At 67.6% G+C, this 23,320-nt stretch carries 17 protein-coding genes and 1 pseudogene; 3 read left to right on the forward strand and 15 right to left on the reverse strand.

Annotated elements, in window-relative coordinates:
* Window positions 1-28 precede the first annotated feature (28 nt).
* The 6 genes from ACFU5K_RS06095 to galE all read right to left on the reverse strand — a co-directional run bounded on the left by ACFU5K_RS06095 (window position 29) and on the right by galE (window position 9,587).
* A complete protein-coding gene (locus tag ACFU5K_RS06095; RefSeq protein ID WP_384057476.1) occupies window positions 29-1,420 on the reverse strand; it encodes a GDSL-type esterase/lipase family protein in 1,392 nt (463 codons plus the stop codon).
* Window positions 1,421-1,474: 54 nt separating this feature from the next.
* On the reverse strand, window positions 1,475-4,348 hold the full coding sequence (locus ACFU5K_RS06100) for a stealth conserved region 3 domain-containing protein (RefSeq protein ID WP_384057479.1): 2,874 nt from the start codon (window positions 4,346-4,348) through the stop codon (window positions 1,475-1,477).
* Window positions 4,345-5,301 (reverse strand): hypothetical protein, encoded by a 957-nt coding sequence (locus ACFU5K_RS06105; RefSeq protein ID WP_384057483.1) that lies wholly within the window; start codon window positions 5,299-5,301, stop codon window positions 4,345-4,347. Before ACFU5K_RS06105 ends, ACFU5K_RS06100 begins: the two co-directional genes overlap by 4 nt.
* Window positions 5,298-7,097 carry a stealth family protein gene (locus ACFU5K_RS06110; RefSeq protein ID WP_384057484.1) on the reverse strand — a complete coding sequence of 600 codons (1,800 nt, stop codon included), beginning with the start codon at window positions 7,095-7,097 and terminating at the stop codon, window positions 5,298-5,300. Before ACFU5K_RS06110 ends, ACFU5K_RS06105 begins: the two co-directional genes overlap by 4 nt.
* Window positions 7,098-7,328: 231 nt before the next feature.
* The gene (locus ACFU5K_RS06115) at window positions 7,329-8,438 is read right to left on the reverse strand and encodes a hypothetical protein (protein WP_384057486.1); all 1,110 of its coding nucleotides are present in this window, start codon (window positions 8,436-8,438) and stop codon (window positions 7,329-7,331) included.
* A 144-nt stretch (window positions 8,439-8,582) separates the two neighbouring features.
* On the reverse strand, window positions 8,583-9,587 hold the full coding sequence (galE, locus tag ACFU5K_RS06120; RefSeq protein WP_384057488.1) for a UDP-glucose 4-epimerase GalE: 1,005 nt from the start codon (window positions 9,585-9,587) through the stop codon (window positions 8,583-8,585).
* Window positions 9,588-9,776: 189 nt separating this feature from the next.
* Here galE and ACFU5K_RS06125 point away from each other — a divergent pair, with 189 nt between their 5' ends.
* Both ACFU5K_RS06125 and ACFU5K_RS06130 read left to right on the forward strand, forming a co-directional pair.
* Window positions 9,777-10,841 carry an LCP family protein gene (locus ACFU5K_RS06125; RefSeq protein ID WP_384057489.1) on the forward strand — a complete coding sequence of 355 codons (1,065 nt, stop codon included), beginning with the start codon at window positions 9,777-9,779 and terminating at the stop codon, window positions 10,839-10,841.
* Window positions 10,842-10,861: 20 nt separating this feature from the next.
* The gene (locus tag ACFU5K_RS06130; RefSeq protein ID WP_384057491.1) at window positions 10,862-11,275 is read left to right on the forward strand and encodes an NTP pyrophosphohydrolase; all 414 of its coding nucleotides are present in this window, start codon (window positions 10,862-10,864) and stop codon (window positions 11,273-11,275) included.
* A 5-nt stretch (window positions 11,276-11,280) separates the two neighbouring features.
* Here ACFU5K_RS06130 and ACFU5K_RS06135 read toward each other — a convergent pair whose 3' ends face one another.
* From ACFU5K_RS06135 to ACFU5K_RS06175, 9 genes are all read right to left on the reverse strand, one after another.
* Window positions 11,281-12,783: an amino acid permease gene (locus ACFU5K_RS06135; protein ID WP_384057493.1), complete on the reverse strand. Its 1,503-nt coding sequence runs from the start codon at window positions 12,781-12,783 to the stop codon at window positions 11,281-11,283.
* A 145-nt stretch (window positions 12,784-12,928) separates the two neighbouring features.
* Window positions 12,929-14,842: a 1-deoxy-D-xylulose-5-phosphate synthase gene (gene dxs / locus ACFU5K_RS06140; protein WP_384057495.1), complete on the reverse strand. Its 1,914-nt coding sequence runs from the start codon at window positions 14,840-14,842 to the stop codon at window positions 12,929-12,931.
* Window positions 14,843-15,015: 173 nt separating this feature from the next.
* Window positions 15,016-16,293, reverse strand: coding sequence for a sugar ABC transporter permease (locus tag ACFU5K_RS06145; protein WP_384057497.1), 1,278 nt, complete (start codon window positions 16,291-16,293; stop codon window positions 15,016-15,018).
* Complete coding sequence (locus ACFU5K_RS06150; protein WP_384057498.1) at window positions 16,290-17,078, reverse strand: ATP-binding cassette domain-containing protein; 789 nt, start codon at window positions 17,076-17,078, stop codon at window positions 16,290-16,292. Before ACFU5K_RS06150 ends, ACFU5K_RS06145 begins: the two co-directional genes overlap by 4 nt.
* 197 nt (window positions 17,079-17,275) lie before the next feature.
* The gene (locus tag ACFU5K_RS06155) at window positions 17,276-18,385 is read right to left on the reverse strand and encodes a sugar ABC transporter substrate-binding protein (RefSeq protein WP_384057500.1); all 1,110 of its coding nucleotides are present in this window, start codon (window positions 18,383-18,385) and stop codon (window positions 17,276-17,278) included.
* 119 nt (window positions 18,386-18,504) lie between these two features.
* Window positions 18,505-19,704: an ROK family protein gene (locus ACFU5K_RS06160; RefSeq protein WP_384057501.1), complete on the reverse strand. Its 1,200-nt coding sequence runs from the start codon at window positions 19,702-19,704 to the stop codon at window positions 18,505-18,507.
* 600 nt (window positions 19,705-20,304) lie between these two features.
* The gene (locus tag ACFU5K_RS06165; RefSeq protein ID WP_384057503.1) at window positions 20,305-20,787 is read right to left on the reverse strand and encodes a hypothetical protein; all 483 of its coding nucleotides are present in this window, start codon (window positions 20,785-20,787) and stop codon (window positions 20,305-20,307) included.
* Between the two features lie 191 nt (window positions 20,788-20,978).
* Window positions 20,979-21,896, reverse strand: a complete 918-nt coding sequence (locus ACFU5K_RS06170; RefSeq protein ID WP_384057504.1) for a carbohydrate ABC transporter permease — start codon at window positions 21,894-21,896, stop codon at window positions 20,979-20,981.
* Window positions 21,897-21,993: 97 nt separating this feature from the next.
* Complete coding sequence (locus ACFU5K_RS06175) at window positions 21,994-22,917, reverse strand: carbohydrate ABC transporter permease (protein ID WP_384057506.1); 924 nt, start codon at window positions 22,915-22,917, stop codon at window positions 21,994-21,996.
* Window positions 22,918-23,115: 198 nt separating this feature from the next.
* On the opposite strand from ACFU5K_RS06175, the pseudogene ACFU5K_RS06180 reads away from it, so the two are divergent.
* Window positions 23,116-23,320, forward strand: a pseudogene (locus ACFU5K_RS06180) (RNA-guided endonuclease TnpB family protein); the annotation flags it as partial.

Genomic DNA, 23,320 nt, shown 5'->3' on the forward strand with positions numbered 1-23,320 from the left:
TGCATCACATCCGCAGGGTCAGATGTCGCTACCACCGGCCGGCGAACGGAAGGTGCTCGCACTTGTCGGCACACGGCTCCCTGGACATCGTCGACTCCCTGATCCAGTTGCCTTCGGGTATCCCGTGTACGCGCAGCCTGTGCTGGGTCGGAGCCGAGTGAAGAGCGCTGAAGACGGTGACGAACTCCAGGATGTGGGTTCCGGGCTTCCAGTCGTGCGCATGCGCGACCTTCCACGTGCCGTCCTTCTGGACCGGGGCACTCGCGATCATCCGCCCGTTCTCCATGATCGCCACCTGAGAGGCACCCCGCATCGCGGTTCCGGAGAACCGGGGCCGGGGACCGCTCAGTTTCTCCTCCCGCGGACCCAGTACCACGGGAGGCTCGACGGTGTCGACGACAGTGAAGTCCACACCCGCCGCCGGAGACACCCCGTGCTCGGTGAGACCGACTGCATGGATCAGCTGCTCTCCCGCCGCCCACTTGAAGACTCTTCGCCAGATCCACTTACCCCCGGCGCCGACGTGCGTACCTCCGATGTACGTACCGCGCTCGAAGAACAGGATGTACGAGGTCCCAGGGTCCGCCGTGCCCGAGAACTTCTGCAGGCCGCTCACGACCTGTCCGCTGCGCGGGCCGCTGAACACAGGGGCGGAACCGACGCGTGCCTCGCTGTGTAGGGCGTATTCCGGGGCCTCGACCGTGAACTCGGAAGCGACCGGCGGGTACGCGGAGGGGACGGACACGGCCGCCCGGTCGACCATCCCGAACGGGAGACCGACCGCGTTGTCCAGGCCGATCGCAACAAGTCTCGCAACCTCGCGGGCGCCCGACTCATTGAAGTGGGAGGCGTCGATGAGACCGTCGGGATGATTCGGGTGCTCACCCGCGTCGACCCAGCGGTAGAACTGCCTCGCACGCTGCGGCCCCAACTCCTGAAGCATCCCTGTGGTGAGCTGATTGAGGTCCACGAGAGGTGTACCGGTCTCGGCCGCCACCTCCCGGATCAGCTGCGGGTAGCCGTCGCGGGTTTCGGCCACCGATCCGTCAGGCTCGAAGACGCAGCGCGCGACCGGGGTCATGAGGAGCGGAATCGATCCCTCCTGCCGTATAGCGGCAAGGTACAGGTACAGGAACTCCTTGAACTCACGGTACCCGTGGTAGCGGATCGGATTATCAATTCGCTGTTCGACCCCGCCGAAATCGATGGCGACGACGTCTCCGGGGCTCAGAAGATTCAGCAGCGAAACAAAACGGTCGGTGTAGTAGGCGCGAGCCGTCATCGCGTCGCGCGCGTAGTTGCGTACCTCAAAATGCGGAGTCAGGAAGTCACCCAGAAACTGCCCCCACCCAGCCAACGGCCGCTCCTCGGCCTGCCGCGATGCGGCCACTGAATTGCCAATGATGCAGAGCTTGCTCATTTACCTCTCCTCGCCCCGTCGCCCTTCGAGTTCCAGTCGGGTACCACTTCTCCTCTAGAGCGGCCACTCCGGAATAAGGCCGGCGTGGTAACGCTGATTACGTGGCGCGCCGTACTCGAACTGACTGGCGACAGGGAAGTAACTGGGGAGGAACGCCGCGAGGATCGCGTCCTGTTCCTCCTCGGGCACGTCACCGTCATGGAAGTCATTGAGGCAGAAGACATCGTTGGGGCGACTGGTCAGCAGCCTGTTCAGACGGGCCCTGTGCTCACTGAGACCGACATTGACGAAGCCGCACGAAATGGTTCCGGGCACACCTCTGCCTGTGTGGAAGGCAAAGTAGTGGTGGAGCGAAGAAGCGATGGACACGTCACTGTGGCTGCGCAACCTGCTCGCGGAGGTCCGGGCGACCTGCTGCGGGTAGGCGCGCTCCAAATCCTCCATCACGCTTTTGCGGAGCACGTACGGCGCGTGCAGGAAAGAGTGCGTGAGTGTCTGACCGAAGCGGGCAGCGATCAGCTCGCGATTGTTCTTGGCGGCACTGATGTTGAAGTCGTCGCTAGCCAGCGGCGGCAGCATGGGTACTGCTGTCGGCGACACAAAGTGCTTCGCCTGGCCGTTACCCAGGAAGAAAAGACTCGGCAGTACGGTACGGCCGATGAAGAAATCGTCGTTGAAGTAGAGAAAGTGCTCGGCAAGTCCGTCGATGTGGTGGAGCCGGCTTTCGATGGCGTGCGAGTTGAACGTGGGCAGCGCACCTTGGTCGCCGAAGATATCGGTGTGGTCCACGACTCGTACCCGGTGGTGGGACTGGTCCAGCCAGGAGGGGACCTGCCGGTCCGTCACGATGTAGATGTTCCGGATCCATGGGGCATACATGTCGATGGACCGGAGCGAGAAACGGAGCTCGTCCCGGCTACGGAACCGGGCGGCGCTGGCTGCCGCGTCCACCGTCTCCAGGCCCAGATATGAGAGCACCTGGTTCTTCCGTTCCAGCCACTGGACATCCGAGCCGTCGACCCAGGTGTATACGGCGTCCACGGGGAACCCCACGTCTCCGTGGAGCGCCTCCGCGAACGGAGCGATGGTCGGGTAGGTTCGCCCGGAGAGCACTGTCGTCGTCTGCCGCATGGAATGCTGGGAGATGCGGTCACCGATCAGCGTGCGAGTGGGCGACACAAGGATGTCGCTCTCTTCGGGGTCGTTGTCCCAGAAGGAGATCGTGCACCCGTACACCGCCCCCAGGCGCAGCGTGCGCGAGGTCGACACCACGTTCTGATAGATCCGGACACCCGAGCACTGTTGGTCGGTGTACTCCCCGAGCAGCCCTGCGAGAACGGTGACGACGGGGTTTTGGCGGTCGTTGAGGAGACCGGCGTAGACGCCCTCGTGCCGGTACTGGCTGGCCAGCGACTTGAGTACCGTCTCGCGGTACGAACCGTGCACGGCCACGGTCTGCCGCACCATCGTGTCCCTCACGACGAGGTAGGGGACGTCCGCGGCCTCGAGCGCCGTTGCGGCGAGGGAAAGGTTGGCCTGCACGATGTCGAAGGGCGACTCCGAGTCGGTGACGCGGCACAACTGCCCGCCGTCCTTCACCAGCTCGGGCCTGCGCTTGGCGACCTGCTGTTCCTGCTGCCGGTGTGCGCCGGACCGGATCTGGCTCGGCGGTGCGGGGGCGGCCGCCGTCGCGGCGCCGTCCGGGCCGCTGTACGCGGCGTGCAGCGCCAACCGGTCGGCCTTCGCCGCAGCCCGACCGCCGTGTTCCCGCTCGCCGACCAGGCCCTGGAAGAAGGACTCCCAGCGTGCGGTGACCAGGGGCGGCGCGAACCTGGTGATCGACTCAGCCGCCGCCGCGCCCATCCGGTGGCGCAACGGGCCGTCCGTCATGAGCTGGTGCAGCCGCCCCGCCAGTGCCTCCACGTCGCCCGGCGGCACCAGGACACCCGACTGCCCGTCAAGAATGATCTCACTGGGACCGTTCGGACAGTCGTACGACACCACGGGGACGCCCGCCGCCTGCGCCTCCATCAGGACGAGTGGGAACGCCTCGTTCTTCGATGTCATCAGCGCGATGCTGGCCTTCGCCCACTCCTCCGCGAGATGCGGCGAGTTCCCGTTCAGCTGGACACAGTCCTGCAGCCCCAGTTGAGCTATCTGCCGTCGCAGCGCCCCGCTCATGGGGCCGTCCCCGAAGATCTTCAGGGTCCAGCCGGGGTGGTGGGGCGCAAGCAGCGCCCATGCTTCAAGGGCGTGATCGAGCTGCTTCTCGCCCACCAGCCGGCCGGCTGTCACGACGGTCCTGGTCTCCAGCGTCGAGCGTGGCCGGAAACCGGCCGGCAGTGCGTTGGGCACCACCTCGATACGCGGGGCGGTCGCTCCGAGCGTTTCGGCGAACCAGTCCCGGGTGCGATCGCTGAGCACCGCGAGGGCGTCAAGGCGTGCCGAGTAACGCAGAAGGGGCTCTCCACTCGTGCCACGCAGCTCCGAGACACGATGTTCCTGGTGCACGGTGATCACCGCAGCGGGCGCCAACTGCACGGCCAGGGCCATGAGCGCCGGGGTGGTGGTGATGAGGACGTCGGTGTCGGTGTGCTCCAGCGCGAGGCCCAGTTCGACGTCGGACAGCCTGTTGAATGCCGCTTCCCAGGCGCGGTCGACCAGGCTGCTCGGCTGCGCCGCCAACGCCGCGTATACCGAGTCCTCGAGATCCGCTCTGCGCAGCGGGCGCTGGACAGGCGCGGTCATGTCGACGAGGTAATCCACCCGGATGCGTTCGTCAGGTGAGAAGAAGAGTTCGGCCTTGCTCTTGAAGACACTCAGGACCCGGACGTCATGGCGCTCGGCGAGTTCCGCCGCCTGGTTGAACACCGCCCGCTCCGTACCGCCCACGGCGTCAGCAGTGGTCAGCAGAAAGGTGATCTTCATGTGCTTCTCCGCCCGGCTTCAGGCATACGGCTGCACGTCACGCGGAAGTTGCCCGCAGGTGTGTAGCGAGGGTGGACCAGCAGGGGGCTCTGGCCCCGCGGAGCCACACTCGCCTGCGTCATGGCAAATACTCGGAGCGGATTACGGACGTCGTGAAGGCGTCGCCCGAGGCGCATGCTGCGCATGCCCGGCGCGCAGAAGGTGACGTCCCAGTGTTCGGTCGCCCTGCGCTCCGGCGTCATTTGTTCCAGCGGCACGACCGTGCGCCACATCCCGTCGCCGACTTCGGTGACCGGCTGCTGGATCCTGCGGCCGGAGGCAATGAACTCGGTCCACGGCTCGACGGCTTCGGCCCCGAGGACCCGGAAGTCGACGATGAGCCCCGTGTGGAAGAGCTTGACCTTCACGACCTCGGCGGACGGCCGGGCCCGGGAACTGACCACCCGGAGGTGACCCGTGACCGTGCGCCCCAACCGGTACCGCCTGCCGCTGACCGGCGAGACGGACATGGGCATGGTCGGCCCGCCGTACGGCTTCGGCGGCTCGAGAAGAAGCAGCGGGAAACGGGTGGACCTGCGCCCCGTCCGGGTGGTCAGCACGACCTTCCAGCGCCCGTCGTCCACGGGTACGCCACCGGCCTCCGCCCCCAGCAGAACCGCGGCATCCATGAGGAGGCGGCCGTCGCGGTCCTCGTACACGCGTGCCGGACTCTCGTACCGTCGTCGTCCGCGCCTGATGAGCAGTTCGGCCTCCTCGGGGAGACGCGCCGCATCCGGGAGTACGGCGTGCAGGTTCACCGTCTGGCCGTCGAGGACCGCCGCATAGACGAGACGTGCCGCCCGGCGGGAGCGCAGGGGCACGAAGAAACGTCGCATGAGCCAGGCGCGGAGCGGGAACGCACGTGTGGTCAGTCGGCTGCGTACGGCTGCAAGGTGCCTTCGGCGGGGCATCATCGGCTTGCTCCCAGTTCTGCGGTGCGCCGCGTCGGCAGGCCTTCGGCTCCGGGGAGCTCAAAGGGGCTCGGGACGGGGAAGTAGTCGTTGAGGAAACGTTTCACCATTCGCTCCTGCGCGTCCGGGTCGGCCGGGACGATGGTGTCATTGATGCAGAAAGTGTCGAAGTCACGCCGGGCCACCAGCCGGTCCAGCCTCCGCTGGGCCAGCGCGTCACCGATGTCGACGTACACGTACCGAAGGTTGCCGAGGGTCGCACGGGCCTGGTGGTACGCGTAGTAGTGGTGGAGCGAGGAAGCGATGGGGATGTCGTGCGGTGAACGGAACCGGGAGTGCTGTGTCACCCAGTGGGCCCGCTCGTAGGTCTGCTCGATCTCGGCGAGCACAGAACGGCTGAGCGCGTGGGGCGTGTGCTTCATCTTCTGGGAGATGACGGTGCCGAACTGCTGGGCGATCAGTCCCCGGCTGTTCTTCCCGGCGGCGTTGACCGGCAGGTCGTCCGGGGTGATCTGCCCGGACGGGATGAGGGCCTTCGAGGTGAAGAACTTAGTCAGGCCGTTGGGGTGGAAGAAGTGGCCAGGTCCGACCGGTCTACCGAAGAAGACGTCGTCGTTGAGGTAGAGAAAGTGCTCCGCCAGGTCACCTATGTGATGCAACTGGCTTTCGATCGCGTGGGAGTTGAACGTCGGCAGCGCATTGGGGTCGGAGAATATCTCGCGGTGGTCCACGACACGCAGACCCGGGTGCTCCGTGTTCAGCCAGCCGGGAGCCTGACCTGCCGTCACCAGGTAGATGTTCCGCACCCACGGTGCGTACTGGTGGATGGAGCGCAGGGAGAACCTGAGCTCGTCCCTGCTGGTGTACCGGGCATCGTTGTCTGCCTGTTCGTGCAGTCGCTCCGTCGTGTCGGGTGTGCGGGAGCGCCGGACGGCGTCCTTGCCCGCGCGCCAGACCGGGTCCGCGTCATCGACCCACGTGTAGACGACGTCGATCGGGTACATGTGGTCGCCTGGGAGCCGGGCCGTGAACTCGGAAACCGTACGGGCGTAGCCGGTGTGGTAGGGGTTGGGGACCGCACTGAACACCCTCTGCTCCACGACGCGGAACTCCGGATCCGCAGGCAGTTCCGTGACCACGGCGTTGGGCCTGGGAGCCACCAGCTGGCCGTCCCTCTCCGCCCAGAACTCCAGGTCACAGCCTGATTCCGGACCGAAGACCAGTCCCCCGGTCGGGTCGCAGACGTTCCAGGTCAGCCGGAGGACCTCGCTCGACCGGAGCCTGTTCCAGGTCCTCGCCGACGCTCCGGGCCGCAACTGCCCGCCTGAGACGTCACGGACGTAGCCGGGGTTGCGCCCGAAAGCGATCTGCAGGACCTCCTCGACGTCACCGCGGTACCGCGACGACACAGCGACGCATGGAATGTCCTTGCCGGTACCGCGGACCGCGAAGTACTCGATCTCCGCGTCCTCCAGGATGGCAACCACCATGTGCAGGCTCCTCGCCCGCGCCGCCCACTCGGTGGCACCCTTGACCACGGCGGCCCGGACGTGCTTGCCCTGGATGCGGACCACACGCAGCGAAGCGTCCAGGCTGTGCCGGGCGGGATTGCGACGGCCGCCCAGAGCCCTTACGACGACTGCGGAGCGAGCGGAGTCGAAGGTGGCCAGGAGGTGCATGACCACGTTGCGCAGAGGGACCGGCACTCGGCTGACGATGCGACGTCGCGCCCGGACGGGAACGAGTGACCGGTAGGTGGAAACGAGTGCACTGGTCTCAGGGTTAGTCACGCCGGCCACAGAACTACCGCACCATCCATACACCCAGGGGGCAATTGAGCCCCGCGCCTTCATCCGTAGAGCAGACCCTGCTCCACGACCCCATCACCGGAGACAGGTGGGCGCCACAGAATATTCACAGCTTGAACATTCAATGTCCATCTTTGATCGATGGACCGACTTATCTGTTACACACATGCAATCGGCAGGCTGCGCCGCCTGTGGAAACGGAAAGAGTCGAGATGTTGCTCGTCAGACGCGCACCGAGGGGCCCATGACCAGGCCCGACGCCGGGGCCTGCTCGGCAATGCGCAGATCGCCTTCCTCGCCGAGTACGGCGATGACCAGGCGCCCGTACACGTCCCGGATCAGAGCCGGAGGCCCCATACACCGTTCACCGGTCGGAGCCCACCAGAGGCCCGCAGACTCGTTCTCCGTCGCGCACGCCGCCAGCATCACGTCGCCGTCGGCACTTCGGTAGGCCAGCACCGTGCAGTCGTAGCCGTCAAGCGCCATGCGCAGCACCTGGATGCGCCCACTGACCGGCCCTCCGCCGAGGGGGATGACCCAGCTGTCGGGGCGATGGGCGAAGACGCCCCCGGTAGCGGCGTCGGCCCAGTAATAGGTGATGCGGTCGACTGCCGTCTCGAGCCCGGTCAGCGTGCCTGGCGTCGGCGCGATGTGGATATTGGGGCACCGCTCCAGCTCACCGTCCGGCTCGGACTGCCGCCAGCGCATCGCGCGGCCCGCGGTGTCCGGAACCAGCAGTTCGATGCGGCCGGAAGCCGATGCCACGGCCACCGCGCCTTCCTGCGCCAGCTGCCCCTTCAGGCCCTTCCAGGCAGGCCACCGGCCGTTGGCCGCCTCCTGCCGCATCATCACACCGCCGTCGGCCCTTGCCAGGAAAACGTGGAGACGCCCCACAGCACTCACCGCAGCACCGGGACCGGTCACCGAACGGGCCCGCTCCGGGTCCTTGTGCGGATTGCCTATCGTGTGCCACTGGGTGAGAGGGCGGCCCGTCTGGTACTGGACGGCTTGCACGACCGCCACGGAATTACCGTCAGCCGACACGCGCCTGCCCACGAAGTGCACGAACCCGTCGGCTCCCTGGGTCATCGACAGGTGGGTCAGCCGAGGAGCGGGCAACAGCTCGGGCTCGCCCCAGTCCGCCACCCCGGCCCGACGTTGCGTCCAGCGCACGAGTCCGCCTTCCGCGCGGGCGAACGCGGTCAGCCGGTTGTCCTTGCCCATGAAGAGCTGCACCCCGTGCTCGCCGACCAGACGGAATGACTCCCCCGCGCGCCCGGCGAGCGCAGAGGCGTCCGTCCGCGCAGCGCCCCGCCCCGCCCTCGTTCGCATCAAGTTCCTTCGTTTCTTCCCTGCGTCGCCGTCCGGCGCGACCACCACTCGCCGACACCAGGCCGATTCCGCACCATCGGATGGCCGGCAACTCGACGATGCGAAAGTTTGCCACAAGCTCCACGTGTCGTTCACGGCGGCCTCTCAGGCCTTCTGGCGTTGTCCCCGTCGTGCCGTCGGGTGCCGGAGACACCAGCCCGCCCAGGCCGAGGTCACCATGTCCCGCGGATCGCGGCGGGCTGACCACCCGAGCTCGGCTCGGATGCGTGCCGCCGAGGCGACCACCCGGTGCGGATCACCGGGCCTGCGCGCGACCGAGACTGGAGCGGAATCGGCGCCGTACCCGGTCACCTCACCGATGAGGTTGATCATCTCGCGAACCGACACGCCCTCACCGCGCCCGATGTTGACGGTCAGGTCAGTACCGGCTTCCCGGACGAGCAGGGCACGCGCCGCGGTGAGGTGCGCCGAAGCGATGTCGTCGACGTGGATGAAATCCCGCACGCATGTGCCGTCCGCGGTGTCGTAGTCCTCGCCGAAAATCAACGGGGCCTCCCCCCGTGTGAGCTTCTCGAAGACCATCGGAACGAGGTTGAAGACACCGGTGTCGGCCAACTCCGGCGTCGCCGCGCCGGCTACGTTGAAGTAACGCATCGAAGCGGTCGCCATTCCGTGCGCCCTTCCCGCCGCGCGGACCAGCCACTCGCCGGCGAGTTTCGTCTCGCCGTACGGATTGATCGGGGCGCAGGGCGTGTCCTCCGTCACCAGTTCGACGTCGGGCATGCCGTAGACAGCTGCGGACGAGGAGAAGAGGAACGCGCGAACTCCGCTGTCCGCAGCAGCGCCCAGAAGAACTTGGAGACCATGCACGTTCTCGCGGTAGTAGTACAGCGGACGTTCCACTGACTCCCCCACCTGCTTCTTCGCCGCAAGGTGCACGATCCCTCGCACGGAGAGTTCCGCCATGGCGCGTCGCAGGCCATCTCCGTCGAGCGTCGATCCGTGCACGAACGGGACGCCCGCGGGAACACGGGAAAGGTCACCCGTCGAAAGATCGTCGTACACCGCAACCCGCTCGCCGGCCTCCGTCATCGCCCTGACGACGTGCGCCCCGATGAAGCCCGCCCCACCCGTGATCAACCAAGTCATGCGCGAATAGTAGATCGGCACACGTTCCACGCATCACCGGGCATCCGTTCACCCGGTTCACACGTTCTAGCGCTTGCCTGTTCTATAGTGCTCGGTCAGTCGACGTTTTACGGACCGGTCACACCCCCCACCCGAGTCCCACGCACTCCCCTGTCCGCCCCGGGCAACGAGATTGAGGACTCACGCACGATGAGCCACGACAGCACTCCCTCCAGACGGGCGCCCAAGCCGCGCAAACGCCGCCGCGGCCTCAAGATCACGCTTGGGGTCCTGCTGGTCCTGCTGCTCGCCGCCGGCGGCGGTGCCTACTGGATGTACCAGGACCTCGACGGCAACATCAAGGGTGTCGACATCGACAAGGCGCTCGGTGAGGACCGCCCGGAGAAGCTGCCCACCGCCGGCCAGAACCTCCTCGTCCTCGGCTCCGACTCGCGCGCCGGGGCGGAGAATCAGGAGCTGGGCGGGGGCGGCGCCATCGGCGGGGCGCGCTCCGACACCGCGATGGTGGTGCACATACCCGAGGGCCGGACCAAGGCAGTCGCCGTGTCCATCCCGCGTGACACCCTGGTGACGCGGCCCGAGTGCGCCAAGTCCGACGGTTCGACGATGGCCTCCGCCGAGCGGGTCATGTTCAACTCCGTGTACTCGCAGGTCGGTCCGGCCTGTGTGGTGAAGACGGTGGAGAAGATGTCCGGGGTCCGCATCGACCACTACATGGAGATCAACTTCGCCGGGTTCAAGGACCTGGTCGACGCCATAGGCGGCGTCACCGTCGACGTCGAGGAGCCGATCCACGACAAGGCGTCCGGGCTCGAGCTGACCGCCGGTACGCACAAGCTCGACGGCACCGAGTCCCTCTCCTACGTCCGGACCCGGCACGGCATCGGGGACGGCAGTGACCTGGGCCGGATCGGGCTGCAGCAGCAGTTCCTGTTCTCGCTGCTGACCGAGATCAAGTCGCAGGACCTGCTGGGCAGTCCGACGACGGCCTTCAAGATCGCCAACTCGGCGACCAAGTCGCTCACCACCGACGAGGGGCTGGCCTCACTGACGTCCCTCACCGAGTTCGCCCGGTCGATGAACGGCGTCGACCCCTCGTCCATGGAGACGATCATGCTTCCGGTCGCGTACGACAAGCGGGACCCCAACCGCGTGGTGGCGGCGCAGCCGCAGGCCGGCGACCTCTGGAAGGCGATCCGGTCGGGCGCCGCGATCCCGGAGTCCGCGAAGAAGTCCCCCGCGACCGGGGGCTGAGCGCGTGTCACCCTGGCGGGGTGACGAACGAACGGGCTCTGGTGATCATCGACGCCGCCAACGTCGTGGGGTCCGTCCCGGACCGGTGGTGGCGGGACCGGCGCGGTGCGGCCGAACGGCTGCGGGACTCGCTGGTCCCGTACGCCGTCGACGGGCCGCCCGGCGTCCCCGGTCCCGCCGAGCTGGTGCTCGTCGTGGAGGGCGCTGCCCGTGCGGTCGTGTCCGTGCCGGGAGTCCGCGTGGAGGCGGCTCCGGGCAGCGGTGACGACCTGGTCGTGGCCCTGGTCGCGGCTTGGGCGGACGACCGGGCCGGCCGGCGCGACTGTGTGGTGGTCACCGCCGACCGCGGACTGCGGCAACGGGTCGAGGCGTTCGGGGCGAGGTGCGCGGGCCCGCGTGCGGTACGTCCGCCGCCGTGGTCGCGTCGGAACTGACCGGCTCAGCGTCCCTTGACCATGCGGCTGTTGCGGCGCCCGTACGCCAAGTAGATGATCACGCCGATCGCCATCCAGATCGCGAACCGGAGCCAGGTCTCGGCCGGCAGGTTCAGCATCAGCCAGACCGAGGCGGCCACCGAGACGATGGGCAGGACGGGCACCCACGGCGTGCGGAAGGCGCGGTGGAGCTCCGGCCGGGTCCGGCGCAGGACGATCACGCCCAGGGCGACGACGACGAACGCGAAGAGCGTCCCGATGTTCACCAGGGTCGCCAACTCGTTGATGCTGGTGAAGCCGGCGACGATCGCGATGATCACACCGAGCAGGATCGTCGGGCGGTACGGGGTGCCGAAGCGCGGGTGCGTCACCGAGAAGAACCGCGGCAGCAGTCCGTCGCGGCTCATCGCGAAGAACACGCGGGTCTGGCCCAGCAGCAGGATCATACAGACCGTGGTCAGGCCGATCGCCGCACCGAAGCTGATGACTCCGGCGTAGAAGGGGTGCCCGACCGCCTTGAAGGCGTCGGCGAGCGGGGCGCTGACGGAGAGTTCGGTGTAGTTCTGCATGCCGGTGACCACGATGGACACCGCGACGTAGAGCAGGGTGCAGATGATCAGCGAGGCCAGGATGCCGCGCGGCATGTCACGCTGCGGGAGCTTGGTCTCCTCGGCCGCGGTGGCCACGACGTCGAAGCCGATGAAGGCGAAGAAGACGACGGACGCCGCGGTGAAGATCCCCATGACGCCGAAGTTCGTCGGTTCGTAGCCGAAGATCAGCTGGACCAGCGGGGCGTTCAGGCCCGAGCCGCCCTCCTGTTTCTGGGCCTCGGGGATGAAGGGCGAGTAGTTGGCCGAGTTGATGAAGAAGAGGCCGGCGATGATCACGATGAGGACGACGGCGAGCTTGATGGCGACGACGGCCGTGGTCACCCGGGCCGACAGCTTCATCCCGAGGACCAGGATGACCGTCAGCACCAGCACCAGTGCGAAGGCCAGGATGTCGAACCCGAAGCCGCTCGCCACGTCAGGGCCGGAGAGTTCGTCGGGCAGCGTCCAGTCGGCGTTGTCCAGCAGCGACCTGATGTAGCCGGACCATCCGACCGCGACCACCGCCGTGCCCAGCGCGAACTCCAGCACCAGGTCCCAGCCGATGATCCAGGCGACCAGCTCACCGAGCGAGGCGTAGGCGAAGGTGTACGCGGATCCGGCCACAGGCACGGTGGAGGCGAATTCGGCGTAGCAGAGCGCGGCGAGCGCGCAGACGATGCCCGCCGCGACGAAGGCGAGGGCGGTGGCGGGGCCCGCCGTCTCCTTGGCGACCTTGCCCGTGAGGACGAAGATCCCGGTACCGATGATGACGCCCACGCCGAACACCGTGAGGTCCAGAGCGGAGAGGGACTTCTTGAGCGCGTGCTCCGGCTCTTCGGTGTCGCGGATGGACTGTTCGACCGTCTTGGTCCGGAACAGCCCTCCTCCGCTGGGGGGCGTGTCATGTTGCGTGCTCACCGGCGTACCTCCACGCACTCGTCGTGCACGCCATGATTCGAACCCGGCCGCCCCGGCACGCTCCGCCCGGCCCTGTTTCACGCGAATGGGCCGGTCGGACCACTCGTGCGGAGCGGCCGACCGGCCCAACGGGCCGTGCGGTGGATCAGTCGCGGACGGGCTCGGCCGCCCGGCTCTCGTACCGTCCGTCGAGCTTGGCCACCAGACCGGTGACCTGGCGGGCGATGTCCGGCGCCGTCAGACCGATCTCGGCCATGACCTCGGCCCGCGAGGCGTGGTCGAGGAAGACCGGCGGGATGCCGAAGTCACGCAGCGGCACGTCCACGTCCGCGTCGCGCAGGGACTGGGCGACGGCCGAGCCGACACCGCCTGCCCTGCTGTTGTCCTCCACGGTGACGACGACCCGGTGCTCCGCGGCCAGCGGGGCGAGCGCCTCGTCGACGGGCTTGACCCAGCGCGGGTCGACCACCGTCGTGGAGATGCCCTGGGCGTCCAGCAGCGTGGCGATCTCCAGGCACATCGGGGCGAGCGCGCCGACGGAGACCAGCAGGACGTCGGGCTTGTCCGTACCCGCCGAGCGCAGGACGTCCATGCCGCCCACCGTGCCGACCGCCTTGACCGCCGGGCCCACGGCGCCCTTGGAGAAGCGGACGACGGTGGGGGCGTCGTCGACGGCGACGGCCTCGCGCAACTGGGCGCGGACCTGGTCGGCGTCGCGCGGGGCGGCGATGCGCAGGGTGGGCACGCACTGCAGGATCGACATGTCCCACATGCCGTTGTGCGAGGCGCCGTCCGTGCCCGTGATGCCGGCCCGGTCCAGGACGAAGGTGACGCCGCACTTGTGCATGGCGACGTCCATGAGGACCTGGTCGAAGGCCCGGTTGAGGAAGGTCGCGTAGACCGCGAAGACGGGGTGCAGCCCACCTGTGGCCAGGCCCGCCGCGGAGACCGCACCGTGCTGCTCGGCGATCCCGACGTCGTAGATGCGGTCCGGGAAGGCCTCCTCGAACCTGCCGAGGCCGACGGGCTGGAGCATGGCCGCCGTGATGGCGACGATGTCCTCCCGCTCGTGGCCGAGCTTGACCATCTCCTCGCCGAAGACCGAGGTCCAGTCGAGGCCGGAGGTGGAGATCGGCAGGCCGGTGTCCGGGTGGATCTTGCCGACGGCGTGGAAGCGGTCCGCCTCGTCCTCGAGGGCGGGGGTGTAGCCGCGGCCCTTCTCGGTGAGGCAGTGCACGATGACGGGCCCACCGAAGCGCTTGGCCCGCTGGAGCGCGGACTCCAGGGCCTCGATGTCGTGGCCGTCGATCGGGCCGACGTACTTCAGCCCGAGGTCCTCGAACATGCCCTGCGGGGCGATGAAGTCCTTGAGGCCCTTCTTGGCGCCGTGCAGGGTCTCGTAGAGCGGCCTGCCGACGACCGGCGTGCGCTCCAGGAGGTCCTTGCCGCGGGCCAGGAACCGCTCGTACCCGTCGGTGGTGCGCAGGGTGGCGAGGTGGTTCGCGAGGCCGCCGATGGTCGGGGCGTACGAACGCTCGTTGTCGTTGACGACGATCACGAGCGGGCGGTCCTTGGCGGCGGCGATGTTGTTCAGCGCCTCCCAGGCCATGCCGCCCGTGAGCGCGCCGTCACCGATGACGGCGACGACGTGGTCGTCCTTGCCCAGGACCTCGTTGGCCTTGGCGAGGCCGTCGGCCCAGCCGAGCACCGTCGAGGCGTGCGAGTTCTCGATGACGTCGTGCTCGGACTCGGCGCGGGACGGGTATCCGGAGAGTCCGCCCTTGCTCTTGAGCTTCGAGAAGTCCTGCCGGCCGGTGAGCAGCTTGTGCACGTAGCTCTGGTGACCGGTGTCGAAGAGGACCTTGTCCTGCGGGGACTCGAAGACCCGGTGCAGGGCGATGGTCATCTCGACCACACCCAGGTTCGGGCCGAGGTGGCCCCCGGTCTTGGACACCTCCTCGACGAGGAAGGTGCGGATCTCCCCGGCGAGCTGGTCGAGCTGCTCGAGGCCGAGCCGGTCCAGGTCGCGCGGTCCCCCGATGCGGGTCAGCAGGTCCACCCGTGCCTCCTTGCGTAAGAGCTGGTCGAGCGTGTCGATCCGACGAGTCTAATGTTCCGCCGGCGGGCCCGGTCATCGGGCGGCGCATTCCGCCCTGCCGCGCCGGGTCGCGCCGGATACGCGTGTGCCCGGCATCACGGAGGATGCCGGGCACATGTCCGCAGGTGCGAAGGTCAGGCGCGGCCTGCGGTCTTCTGCGTCTTGCGGCTGATGGAGTCGATGACGACCGTGATGAGAAGAACAGCGCCGGTGATCATGTAGTTGATCGGCGTGGCGATGCCTTCGAGAGCCAAGCCGTACTGGATCGAGACGATCACCATGACGCCGAGCAGGGCGTTCCAGGTGCGGCCCCGGCCACCGAAGAGGCTGGTGCCGCCGATGACGGCCGCCGCGATGACGTTCATCAGGAGGTCACCGCCGCCGGAGCCCTGGTTGGCCGCCGCGATCTTGGAGGCCCAGAACAGGCCGCCGATCGCCGCGAAGGTGCCGGCGATGGCGAAGACCGAGATCCGGATCGCGGTGACGTTGATGCCCGCACGGCGGGACGCCTCGACGCTGCCGCCGAGCGCGAAGATCTTGCGGCCGTAGGAGGTGCGGCGCAGGACGAAGTCCGTGCCGACCAGGACGACGAGGAAGAGGACCAGGGCCAGCGGGAGGCCTCGGTACTGGTTGAACATGAACGCGGCGCCGAAGGAGAACAGCGCCAGGATGACGGTGCGCACCACGATGTCGACGAGGGGCCGCGACGGGACGCCCGCGGCCTCACGGCGGCGGGTGTCCAGGAAGGCGGAGAGGAAGTAGCCGATCACCGCGACGGCCGCGAGGCCGTAGGCGGCGGCGACGTCCGCGAAGTAGTACGTGGTCAGCTTGCCGATGACGCCGTCGCTGTCCAGGTTGATGGTGCCGGTGTCGCCGAGCAGCTGGAGCATGAAGCCCAGCCAGAAGAGCAGACCGGCGAGTGTGACGGCGAAGGCGGGGGCGCCTATCCGTGCGAAGAAGAAGCCGTGGATCGCGCCGATGACCGCGCCGCTGGCGATCGCGATGAGGACGGCGAGCCACTCGTTCACCCCGTGGGTGACGCTGAGCACGGCCACGACCGCGCCGGCGACACCGCTGACCGAGCCGACCGAGAGGTCGATCTCGCCGAGCAGCAGCACGAAGATGATGCCGACGGCCATCATGCCCGTGGCCACCATCGTGACCGCGATGTCGCTGACGTTCTTCGCGGAGAGGAACTCGGAGTTCAGGCTCTGGAAGACGACGGCGATGATGATCAGGCCGAGGATCACCGGGATCGAGCCGAGGTCACCGCCGCGCATCTTGCGCTTGAACTCGGTGAGGTATCCGGCGAGGCCCTGCTCGCGGACGAGCAGCCGGGGGTCGACCACGGTGTCGGCGCCCTTGGCCGCCTCCGGGTTGACCACTGCGGTGGACGTCTTGTCGGTTGTCACTTCTGGGCCTCCGCGTTGCGCGCCGCACGACGGGTCACGGCGTTCTCCGTGGCGCCCGTGATAGCGGAGATGATCTCTTCCTGCGAGGTCGTCTTCACGTCGAAGACCCCGTTGTTCCGACCGAGCCGGAGCACGGCGACCTTGTCGGCAACGGCCTTCACATCGGCCATGTTGTGGCTGATGAGGATGACCGCGTGGCCGCGCTCGCGCAGCCGCTCGACGAGGTCGAGGACCTGTGCGGTCTGCTCGACGCCGAGCGCGGCGGTGGGCTCGTCGAGGATGACCAGCTTGGGCTCGCCCAGCATCGAACGCGCGATGGCGACCGTCTGGCGCTGACCGCCGGACAGGGACGCGATCGGGATGCGGACGCTGGGGATGCGGATCGACAGCGTGCTGAGGAGCTCGCGCGAGCGGCGCTCCATCTCGACCTCGTCGAGGATTCCGAACCTGCGGAGCTCCCTGCCGAGGTAGAGGTTGCCGACGACGTCGATGTTGTCGCAGAGCGCGAGGTCCTGGTAGACGGTCGCGATCCCCAGGTTCTGGGCATCGTGCGGCTTGGATATCTGGACCGGGCGGCCGTCCCACTCGATGACTCCGTCATCGATGGGGTGCACACCTGCGATCGTCTTCACCAGCGTTGATTTACCGGCGCCGTTGTCACCCACCAGGGCGACCACCTCACCGGCGTGGACCTCAAGCTCGACGTCGGTGAGCGCCTGGACGGCACCGAATCGCTTGGAGACCCCTCGCAACGCCAACACGGGCGTAGCGGACACGTGAACCATCTCCTTCGCCGCCTGACCCGGCGGGGATACCGCACCTCTGGGGGGAGGCGCGGTGGTTGAGCAGAAGAGTGAGAGAAGAGCCGAAGCATTCCGTCCGGCGCCCGGCCCGGTAGCGGGACAGTTGGTGGACCGGGCGCCGGACAGGCTCGGGGTGCCGCCCGGCCCGGCCCTGGAGGGCCTTGCCGGACGGCTGGGGCCTACTTCAGGCCCGCGGCGGCGCAGGCGTCCTTGTACTTGGCCGAGCAGATCTCGTCGAGCGTCCAGATGCCGTCCTTGATGACGGTGTCCTTGATGTTCGCCTTGGTCAGCGAGATGACCGGGACGATGACCGTCGGGATGCCCTTGGTGCCGGCATTGTCGATCTTGGACGTGGCGATGGTGTCGAGCTTCTCGCCCTTGGCGAGCGCGACGGCCATCTCCGCGGCGACGACGCCCTCCTGCGGGTAGGGCTTGTAGACGCTCATGAACTGCTCACCGGTGACGATGCGCTGCACGCCGGCGAGTTCGGCGTCCTGGCCGGTGACCGGCGGGAGCTTGGAGAGACCGGCGGACTTGAGGGCCTGGATGATGCCGCCCGCCATGCCGTCGTTGGCGGAGTAGACGCCGGCGATCTTGTCCTTGCCGAGGGCCGTGATCGCACCCTCCATGTTGGCGTTGGCGTTCTCCGGCTTCCACTCCTTGGTGTCGTACTCCTTGCCGTACGTCACCTTGCCATCGAGCACCGACTTGGCACCCTTCTTGAAGAGCGCGGCGTTCGGGTCGGTGATCGCGCCGTTCATCATCACGATGGTGGGCTTGGCGGCGTCGCCCAGCGCCTCCAGCAGGGCCTTGCCCTGCGCGCGGCCGACCTCTTCGTTGTCGAAGGAGGTGTAGGCGTCGATCGGGCCCTCGGCGAGGCGGTCGAAGGCGACGACGGGAATCCCCTCGTCCTTGGCCTTCTTCACGCTGTTCTCGATGGCCTTGGCGTCGACGGCGTCGATGATGAGCGCGTCGACCTTGTTCGTGATCATGGTGTCGACCTGCTGCGCCTGCAGCGTGGCGTCCTGCTTGGCGTTGGCGTAGACGACCTCCGCCTTGCCGCCGGTCAGCTCGCTGACCTTCTTCTCGATGACCGGCTTGTCGAACTTCTCGTAACGGGCGGTGACGTTCTCGGGAAGGAGCAGGCCGATCTTGACCGCGTCGCCCTTCTTGCCCGAGTCCGTGGAGGCCTTGTCGCCCGACTCCTTGGCACTCCCGCAAGCAGCGAGCGAGACGGCCATGGTGGTGGCTGCAACGGCAACGGCGGCACGACGCATACGCGTGTTCATTTCGAACCTCCCTGACGAGGCCGCGACGTTGCGGCCGAGGTGGCTGGAAGTCAACTCGGCCGCGCCGCCAGCGTCAAGGAGTAAATACTTAACGAGATGACAACGGTGCCATTCGTTATCTAAGTGAAGGCGGGCGTCGCCGAGGGAAGGGTGCTCTCCAAAAGGGTCGAATCACCCATTTCACTGAGCACGAGGGCGAGCGCGCCCAGCACCTCGGCCCGCGCTCCGAGCGCACCGGGGAGCACGGAGAGCTGCCGGGCGGCACTGGGGATGGCGTAGCGCGAGACCGAGTCCCGGATGGGACCCAGGACCAACTCACCGGCCTCCGCGAGGGATCCGCCGAGCACGACGCGACTCGGGTTGAGCAGGTTGCACAGGTTGGCCACCCCGCTGCCGATGTGCCGCCCCACGTCCGCGATGACCCTGCGGCAGCCCGGATCACCCTCACGGGCCAGCTGCACCACCCGGTCCATCGTGAGATCGGGCCCGTGGCTCGGCATCAGCAAGGGCAGGACGTACCGGGCCGCCGTGAAGGTCTCCAGGCAGCCTCGGTTGCCGCAGCGGCAGACGGGGCCCGATTCGTCGAGCGTGATGTGCCCTATCTCGCCGGCCGTGCCGCCCGGGCCGCGGTAGATGTGCCCGTCGATCACCAGACCGGCGCCCACACCGCTCGCGACCTTGATGTAGGCCAGGTCCCGGACCCCGCGGCCGCTGCCCCAGACGAGCTCACCCAGCGCCCCGAGATTGGCGTCGTTGTCCACGTACACCGGGACCCCGAGGCGGCCGGCGAGCTCCTGACTGGGATTGATGCCCGTCCAGCCCGGCAGGATCGAGGTGGAGCCCAGGGTTCCGGATTCGACGTCGATGGGCCCCGGCACGCCGAGACCCACGCCGATCACCTTCTCCGGACTGATCCCCGTGGTCTCGATCAAGCGTTTGACCAGCTGTTCCGCCCGGCCGAAGCCCTGCGCGGACGAGGCGTCGACGTCCAGCGGCTCGGATTCCTCGGCCAGCACCTGGTGGGCGAGGTTACCGATGGCGACGCGGAGGTGGGTGTGCCCAAAATCAACCCCTATGACGATGCCGGCATCCCCACTGAGGGAGACACTGCGGGCACGGCGCCCGCCCGCCGAGGTGGGCGTCACCTCGACCGTGCCGCCGTCCTTGAGTTCACGCACGATGTTGGAGACGGTGGCCGCGGAGAGGCCGGTGCCTCTGGCGATCTCGGCCTGGGTCAGGGACCCCGCCATTCTTACGGCACGCACGACCCGCTCAAGGTTGGCCCGATGCAGAGATGTCTGCGACCCCGGAGTCTCCATCGACTCACTCACTCCTGCCGTTTTCTCTAACATGTGAACCCTAAGCTGAGCGTTTTGGGGTGCCCCCCGTCAAGACCTGAGCAGTGGGAGCCTCCGGTGAGCACGATGGGCCTCGTCTCGGCCGGAACGTGGCCGAAGCCGTGACATCTGCCTGAAACTCTCGAACGAGCACCGGGCATACGGGCCGCGAACCGGGCATCAACGCCCGCCGAAGGCATGCGACGTCACGCATCGGCCGTCACACGCGCCCGCGGATGCGGGGTCACTCCCGACCTGGCCCCGACAGCAACCGGGTCCTGGACACCATTGCCCAACTCGCCCTGCCAATAGACGCTTTCGAGACATGCGCCCAACCACCCGAAGCCTTTGCCTCCCCATGGGCCACGAATAGGTCCTGAGTTGACCGTGGAATGCCTCAGCCTCCGTCGAGCTCCCGTCCTACGGCTCCATCTCCCGGCACCACTGACAGGGCCCTCGGCATGCTGGTGACGGACTCCTCGGACGACCTCCACATCGGTCTCGCCCTCCTCCTGACGCCGCTGACCGTACGCGTATCCCGTGGGACGCTTTGAGGAGGTCGTGTTCCTGGGCCTCGGCGGGTCAGCCCGCTTGCCGCTCTACCGTGCGCCGCTTGCGGCGGAGGAGGACGGACACGAGACCGCAGCCGAGCGCGAGCAGCAGCAGGGCCACGAGAGCCGGATCGACGTAGCCGGGAACGACGACGGCGAAGTCACGGCCGTCCAACGTCTCGCACACGAGCCGCAGCGGGACGAAGTCCCCTCTGAGGCCGACCAGGCGCGGTGTTCCTTCGGGGCGGTTCGGCTCACACTCCATCGCCTCCTCCTGATCTTCGAGGAACAGGAGGTGGAGGCATCCCCACAGATAGAGGGCGAGCGTCGCTGCAGCCGCCGCCAGGGACAGGTCCCGCCATACGCGGGAGGGGGTGCACAGGTGGCGGGCCCGCCGTGAGAACCGTGAGCACAGGTACGCGGTACAGCCCAGTAGCGCCGAAGTCCCGGCGATCAGCACGGTGAACAGGATCGAGAAGTCGTGCCCCTGCCAGGGGTCGGACGCGGTGATCATGACGCTTCGGACTCCCGGTCGGTGGGGTGGTGCCTCGCGAGCCCGCGTGGGGGCGGCGGGTCCGCCCCTCGGAGGGCACGCGCACGCAGGATCAGGTGTTCACGCGGCGGGTGCTCACCGGCCGGCCGCATGCGGAAGGCCGCACCCTGGGGCGCGGCCTTCCTCCGCCGTCCGGCCGGCGGCCCCGAGGGCTACTTGAGCGCCCCCGCCGTCAGGCCCGCGACCACCTGCCGCTGGAAGACGATGTAGGCCAGGAGCACCGGCAGCATCGCCATCACCAGGCCGGCGAAGAGACCGGACCAGTCGCCCTTGTACCCCTGGCTGGTGGCCAGTTCGACGAGCCCCTGGGAGAGCACCTTGCCCTCCGGGTCGGTGTTCAGGACCGTCGGCAGCATGTACTGGTTCCACTGCCCGAGGAAGTTGAAGATGCCGACGCTGATCAGCCCGGGCTTGGCCATCGGCAGCATCACCTGGAAGAAGGTGCGGCTGTGCGAGGCGCCGTCGAGCATGGCCGCTTCCGCGATCGACGTCGGCAGGGTCCGGAAGAACGAGGTGAGGAAGAAGACGGTGAACGGCAGTGAGTAGGCGATGTAGACCAGGATCAGCCCGTGCACCGAGTTCAGCAGGCCCATGTTGTTCATGACGAAGAACAGCGGGACCAGCGCCAGGATGATCGGGAAGCTCATCCCTCCGATGAAGAGGAAGTAGATGAAGCGGTTCCCCGGGAAGTCGAACCGCGCGAGCACGTACGCCGCCATCGAGCCCAGCAGCAGCGTGCCGATGAGTGAACCGCCCACCACCATGATGGTGTTGAGGAAGTAGTCGCTCATGTGCGCCTGGTTCCAGGCGCGTGACCAGTTCTCGAAGTGGAGCTTGTCCGGCAGCGCCCAGGGCGTCGACAGGATCGAGTCGTCCGTCTTGAAGGACGCCATCACCGCCCAGAGCAGCGGCATGACGACGAGAACCGCCCAGATGATCAGCACACCGTGCGAGAAGACGTTGAGGACCTTGCCCTCGCTGCTCTTCGCCGTCTCGGCGGCCGGGGCGTCGGTCTTCGTCACCGGCGAGCGCTGGGCCGGGACGGCGGGAGGAGTCTCAGTGACCTTCATACGTGCTCACCTCGTACAACTGTCGAGCCGGCCACCGGGACCGAACTGTTCTGCGTGCCGCCGGTAGTCCGGTCGCCGTACCGCGAGGGGCCCGGCATCAGAACTCCAGCCGCTCGCGCCGGCCCAACCGCATCACGATGCCCGCGAAGAGCATGGTGACGATGAGCAGACCGACGCCGATCGTGGTCGCATAACCGGCCTGGGCGTCCCGGAAGGCCGTCTGGTAGACGTACAGCGGCAGGACGGTGGTGGAGTAGTCCGGGCCTCCGGGGCCGACCGTCATGACCTGTACGGCGGTGAAGGCCTCCACGCCGAGCGCCAGGATGCCCATGTAGACCCAGCCCGACTGCACGGTGTCCCAGAGCAGCGGAAGCGTGATCTTGAAGAAGGTCGTGATGCGGCTGGCGCCGTCGAGCAGGGCCGCCTCGTAGAAGTCCTTCGGGATGGAGGCCATGCCGGCGGAGAACAGGACGACGAAGAATCCGACCGTCGACCAGATCAGGACGACCATCACGCAGTAGAGCGCGAGGTCGGGGTCACCGAGCCAGTCCGGCTGGAGACTCTTGAGACCGACGGCCTTGAGTGCCTCGTTCAGCATTCCTGACGACGGGTTGAACGCGAACTGGAACAGCAGGGCCACGATCACGATCGACAGGACCTGCGGGAAGAAGTACGCGATCTTGTAGAACGAGGAGCCGCGCACCCCGGCGACCGCGGCGCTTTTGCGCCGGCGGCCGCCGACATTGAGCATGAAGGCGAAGAAGAGCGCGAGGCCCAGCGTCACCAGCGGCAGCAGCAGGGCGAGCAGCACACTGTGCTGCAGGGACTTCCAGAAGATGTCGTCGCCGAGCATCCGACTGTAGTTGTCGAAGCCGACCATCTGGAAGTCCGGGCTGAGTCCGGTCCAGTCCGTGAACGAGTAGTAGATGGACTGGGCGAAGGGCCAGATGACGAAGATGGCGTACAACGCCAGCGGGACCACGAGGAATCCCGCGATGAACCGGTACTTGCCGTGCTGCATCGTTTACCGACCCCGATTTCCGAGCGGGTGCCGCCGCTGGTGACGGTTGCTCACCTGACTTCTCCCAGGAGGTCCCGGCCTTCAGGCCGGGGAGGAATGGTTCCTCGGGGCGGAGCCGCGAAGCGGCGGAGTTCTCTGCACATCTGCTGTGACCTGCACTTCGGTTGATTGTCAGTGGGTGAGGCTAGGGTCTTGGCCATGACGACGGCGCAGGAGACGGAGGGGTCCGGGCACGCCCGGTACAGCTTCCGCTTGCGTGTGTCGTCCACCGGGCTCACCGGGCTTGAAGGCGAGTGGGCGCGGTGCCGTTGGGTGTGGAACGAGTGCGTTGCTGTGTCCCGCAGGGTCCACATCGGCAACAGGACGGCCGGTGGGAAGGCGACCTGCGGTCCGGCGCAGCTCG

Origin of the sequence: Streptomyces sp. NPDC057428, assembly GCF_042803195.1 — a bacterium.
Classification (GTDB): domain Bacteria; phylum Actinomycetota; class Actinomycetes; order Streptomycetales; family Streptomycetaceae; genus Streptomyces.

What these genes read in the sequence shown, in the direction of transcription:
- ACFU5K_RS06095 (WP_384057476.1), bottom strand. Translation starts at nt 1,420, where the DNA reads ATGAGCAAGCTCTGCATCATTGGCAATTCAGTGGCCGCATCGCGGCAG.
- ACFU5K_RS06100 (WP_384057479.1), bottom strand. Translation starts at nt 4,348, where the DNA reads ATGAAGATCACCTTTCTGCTGACCACTGCTGACGCCGTGGGCGGTACG.
- ACFU5K_RS06105 (WP_384057483.1), bottom strand. Translation starts at nt 5,301, where the DNA reads ATGATGCCCCGCCGAAGGCACCTTGCAGCCGTACGCAGCCGACTGACC.
- ACFU5K_RS06115 (WP_384057486.1), bottom strand. Translation starts at nt 8,438, where the DNA reads ATGCGAACGAGGGCGGGGCGGGGCGCTGCGCGGACGGACGCCTCTGCG.
- galE (WP_384057488.1), bottom strand. Translation starts at nt 9,587, where the DNA reads ATGACTTGGTTGATCACGGGTGGGGCGGGCTTCATCGGGGCGCACGTC.
- ACFU5K_RS06125 (WP_384057489.1), top strand. Translation starts at nt 9,777, where the DNA reads ATGAGCCACGACAGCACTCCCTCCAGACGGGCGCCCAAGCCGCGCAAA.
- ACFU5K_RS06150 (WP_384057498.1), bottom strand. Translation starts at nt 17,078, where the DNA reads ATGGTTCACGTGTCCGCTACGCCCGTGTTGGCGTTGCGAGGGGTCTCC.
- ACFU5K_RS06155 (WP_384057500.1), bottom strand. Translation starts at nt 18,385, where the DNA reads ATGAACACGCGTATGCGTCGTGCCGCCGTTGCCGTTGCAGCCACCACC.
- ACFU5K_RS06160 (WP_384057501.1), bottom strand. Translation starts at nt 19,704, where the DNA reads ATGGAGACTCCGGGGTCGCAGACATCTCTGCATCGGGCCAACCTTGAG.
- ACFU5K_RS06165 (WP_384057503.1), bottom strand. Translation starts at nt 20,787, where the DNA reads ATGATCACCGCGTCCGACCCCTGGCAGGGGCACGACTTCTCGATCCTG.
- ACFU5K_RS06170 (WP_384057504.1), bottom strand. Translation starts at nt 21,896, where the DNA reads ATGAAGGTCACTGAGACTCCTCCCGCCGTCCCGGCCCAGCGCTCGCCG.
- ACFU5K_RS06175 (WP_384057506.1), bottom strand. Translation starts at nt 22,917, where the DNA reads ATGCAGCACGGCAAGTACCGGTTCATCGCGGGATTCCTCGTGGTCCCG.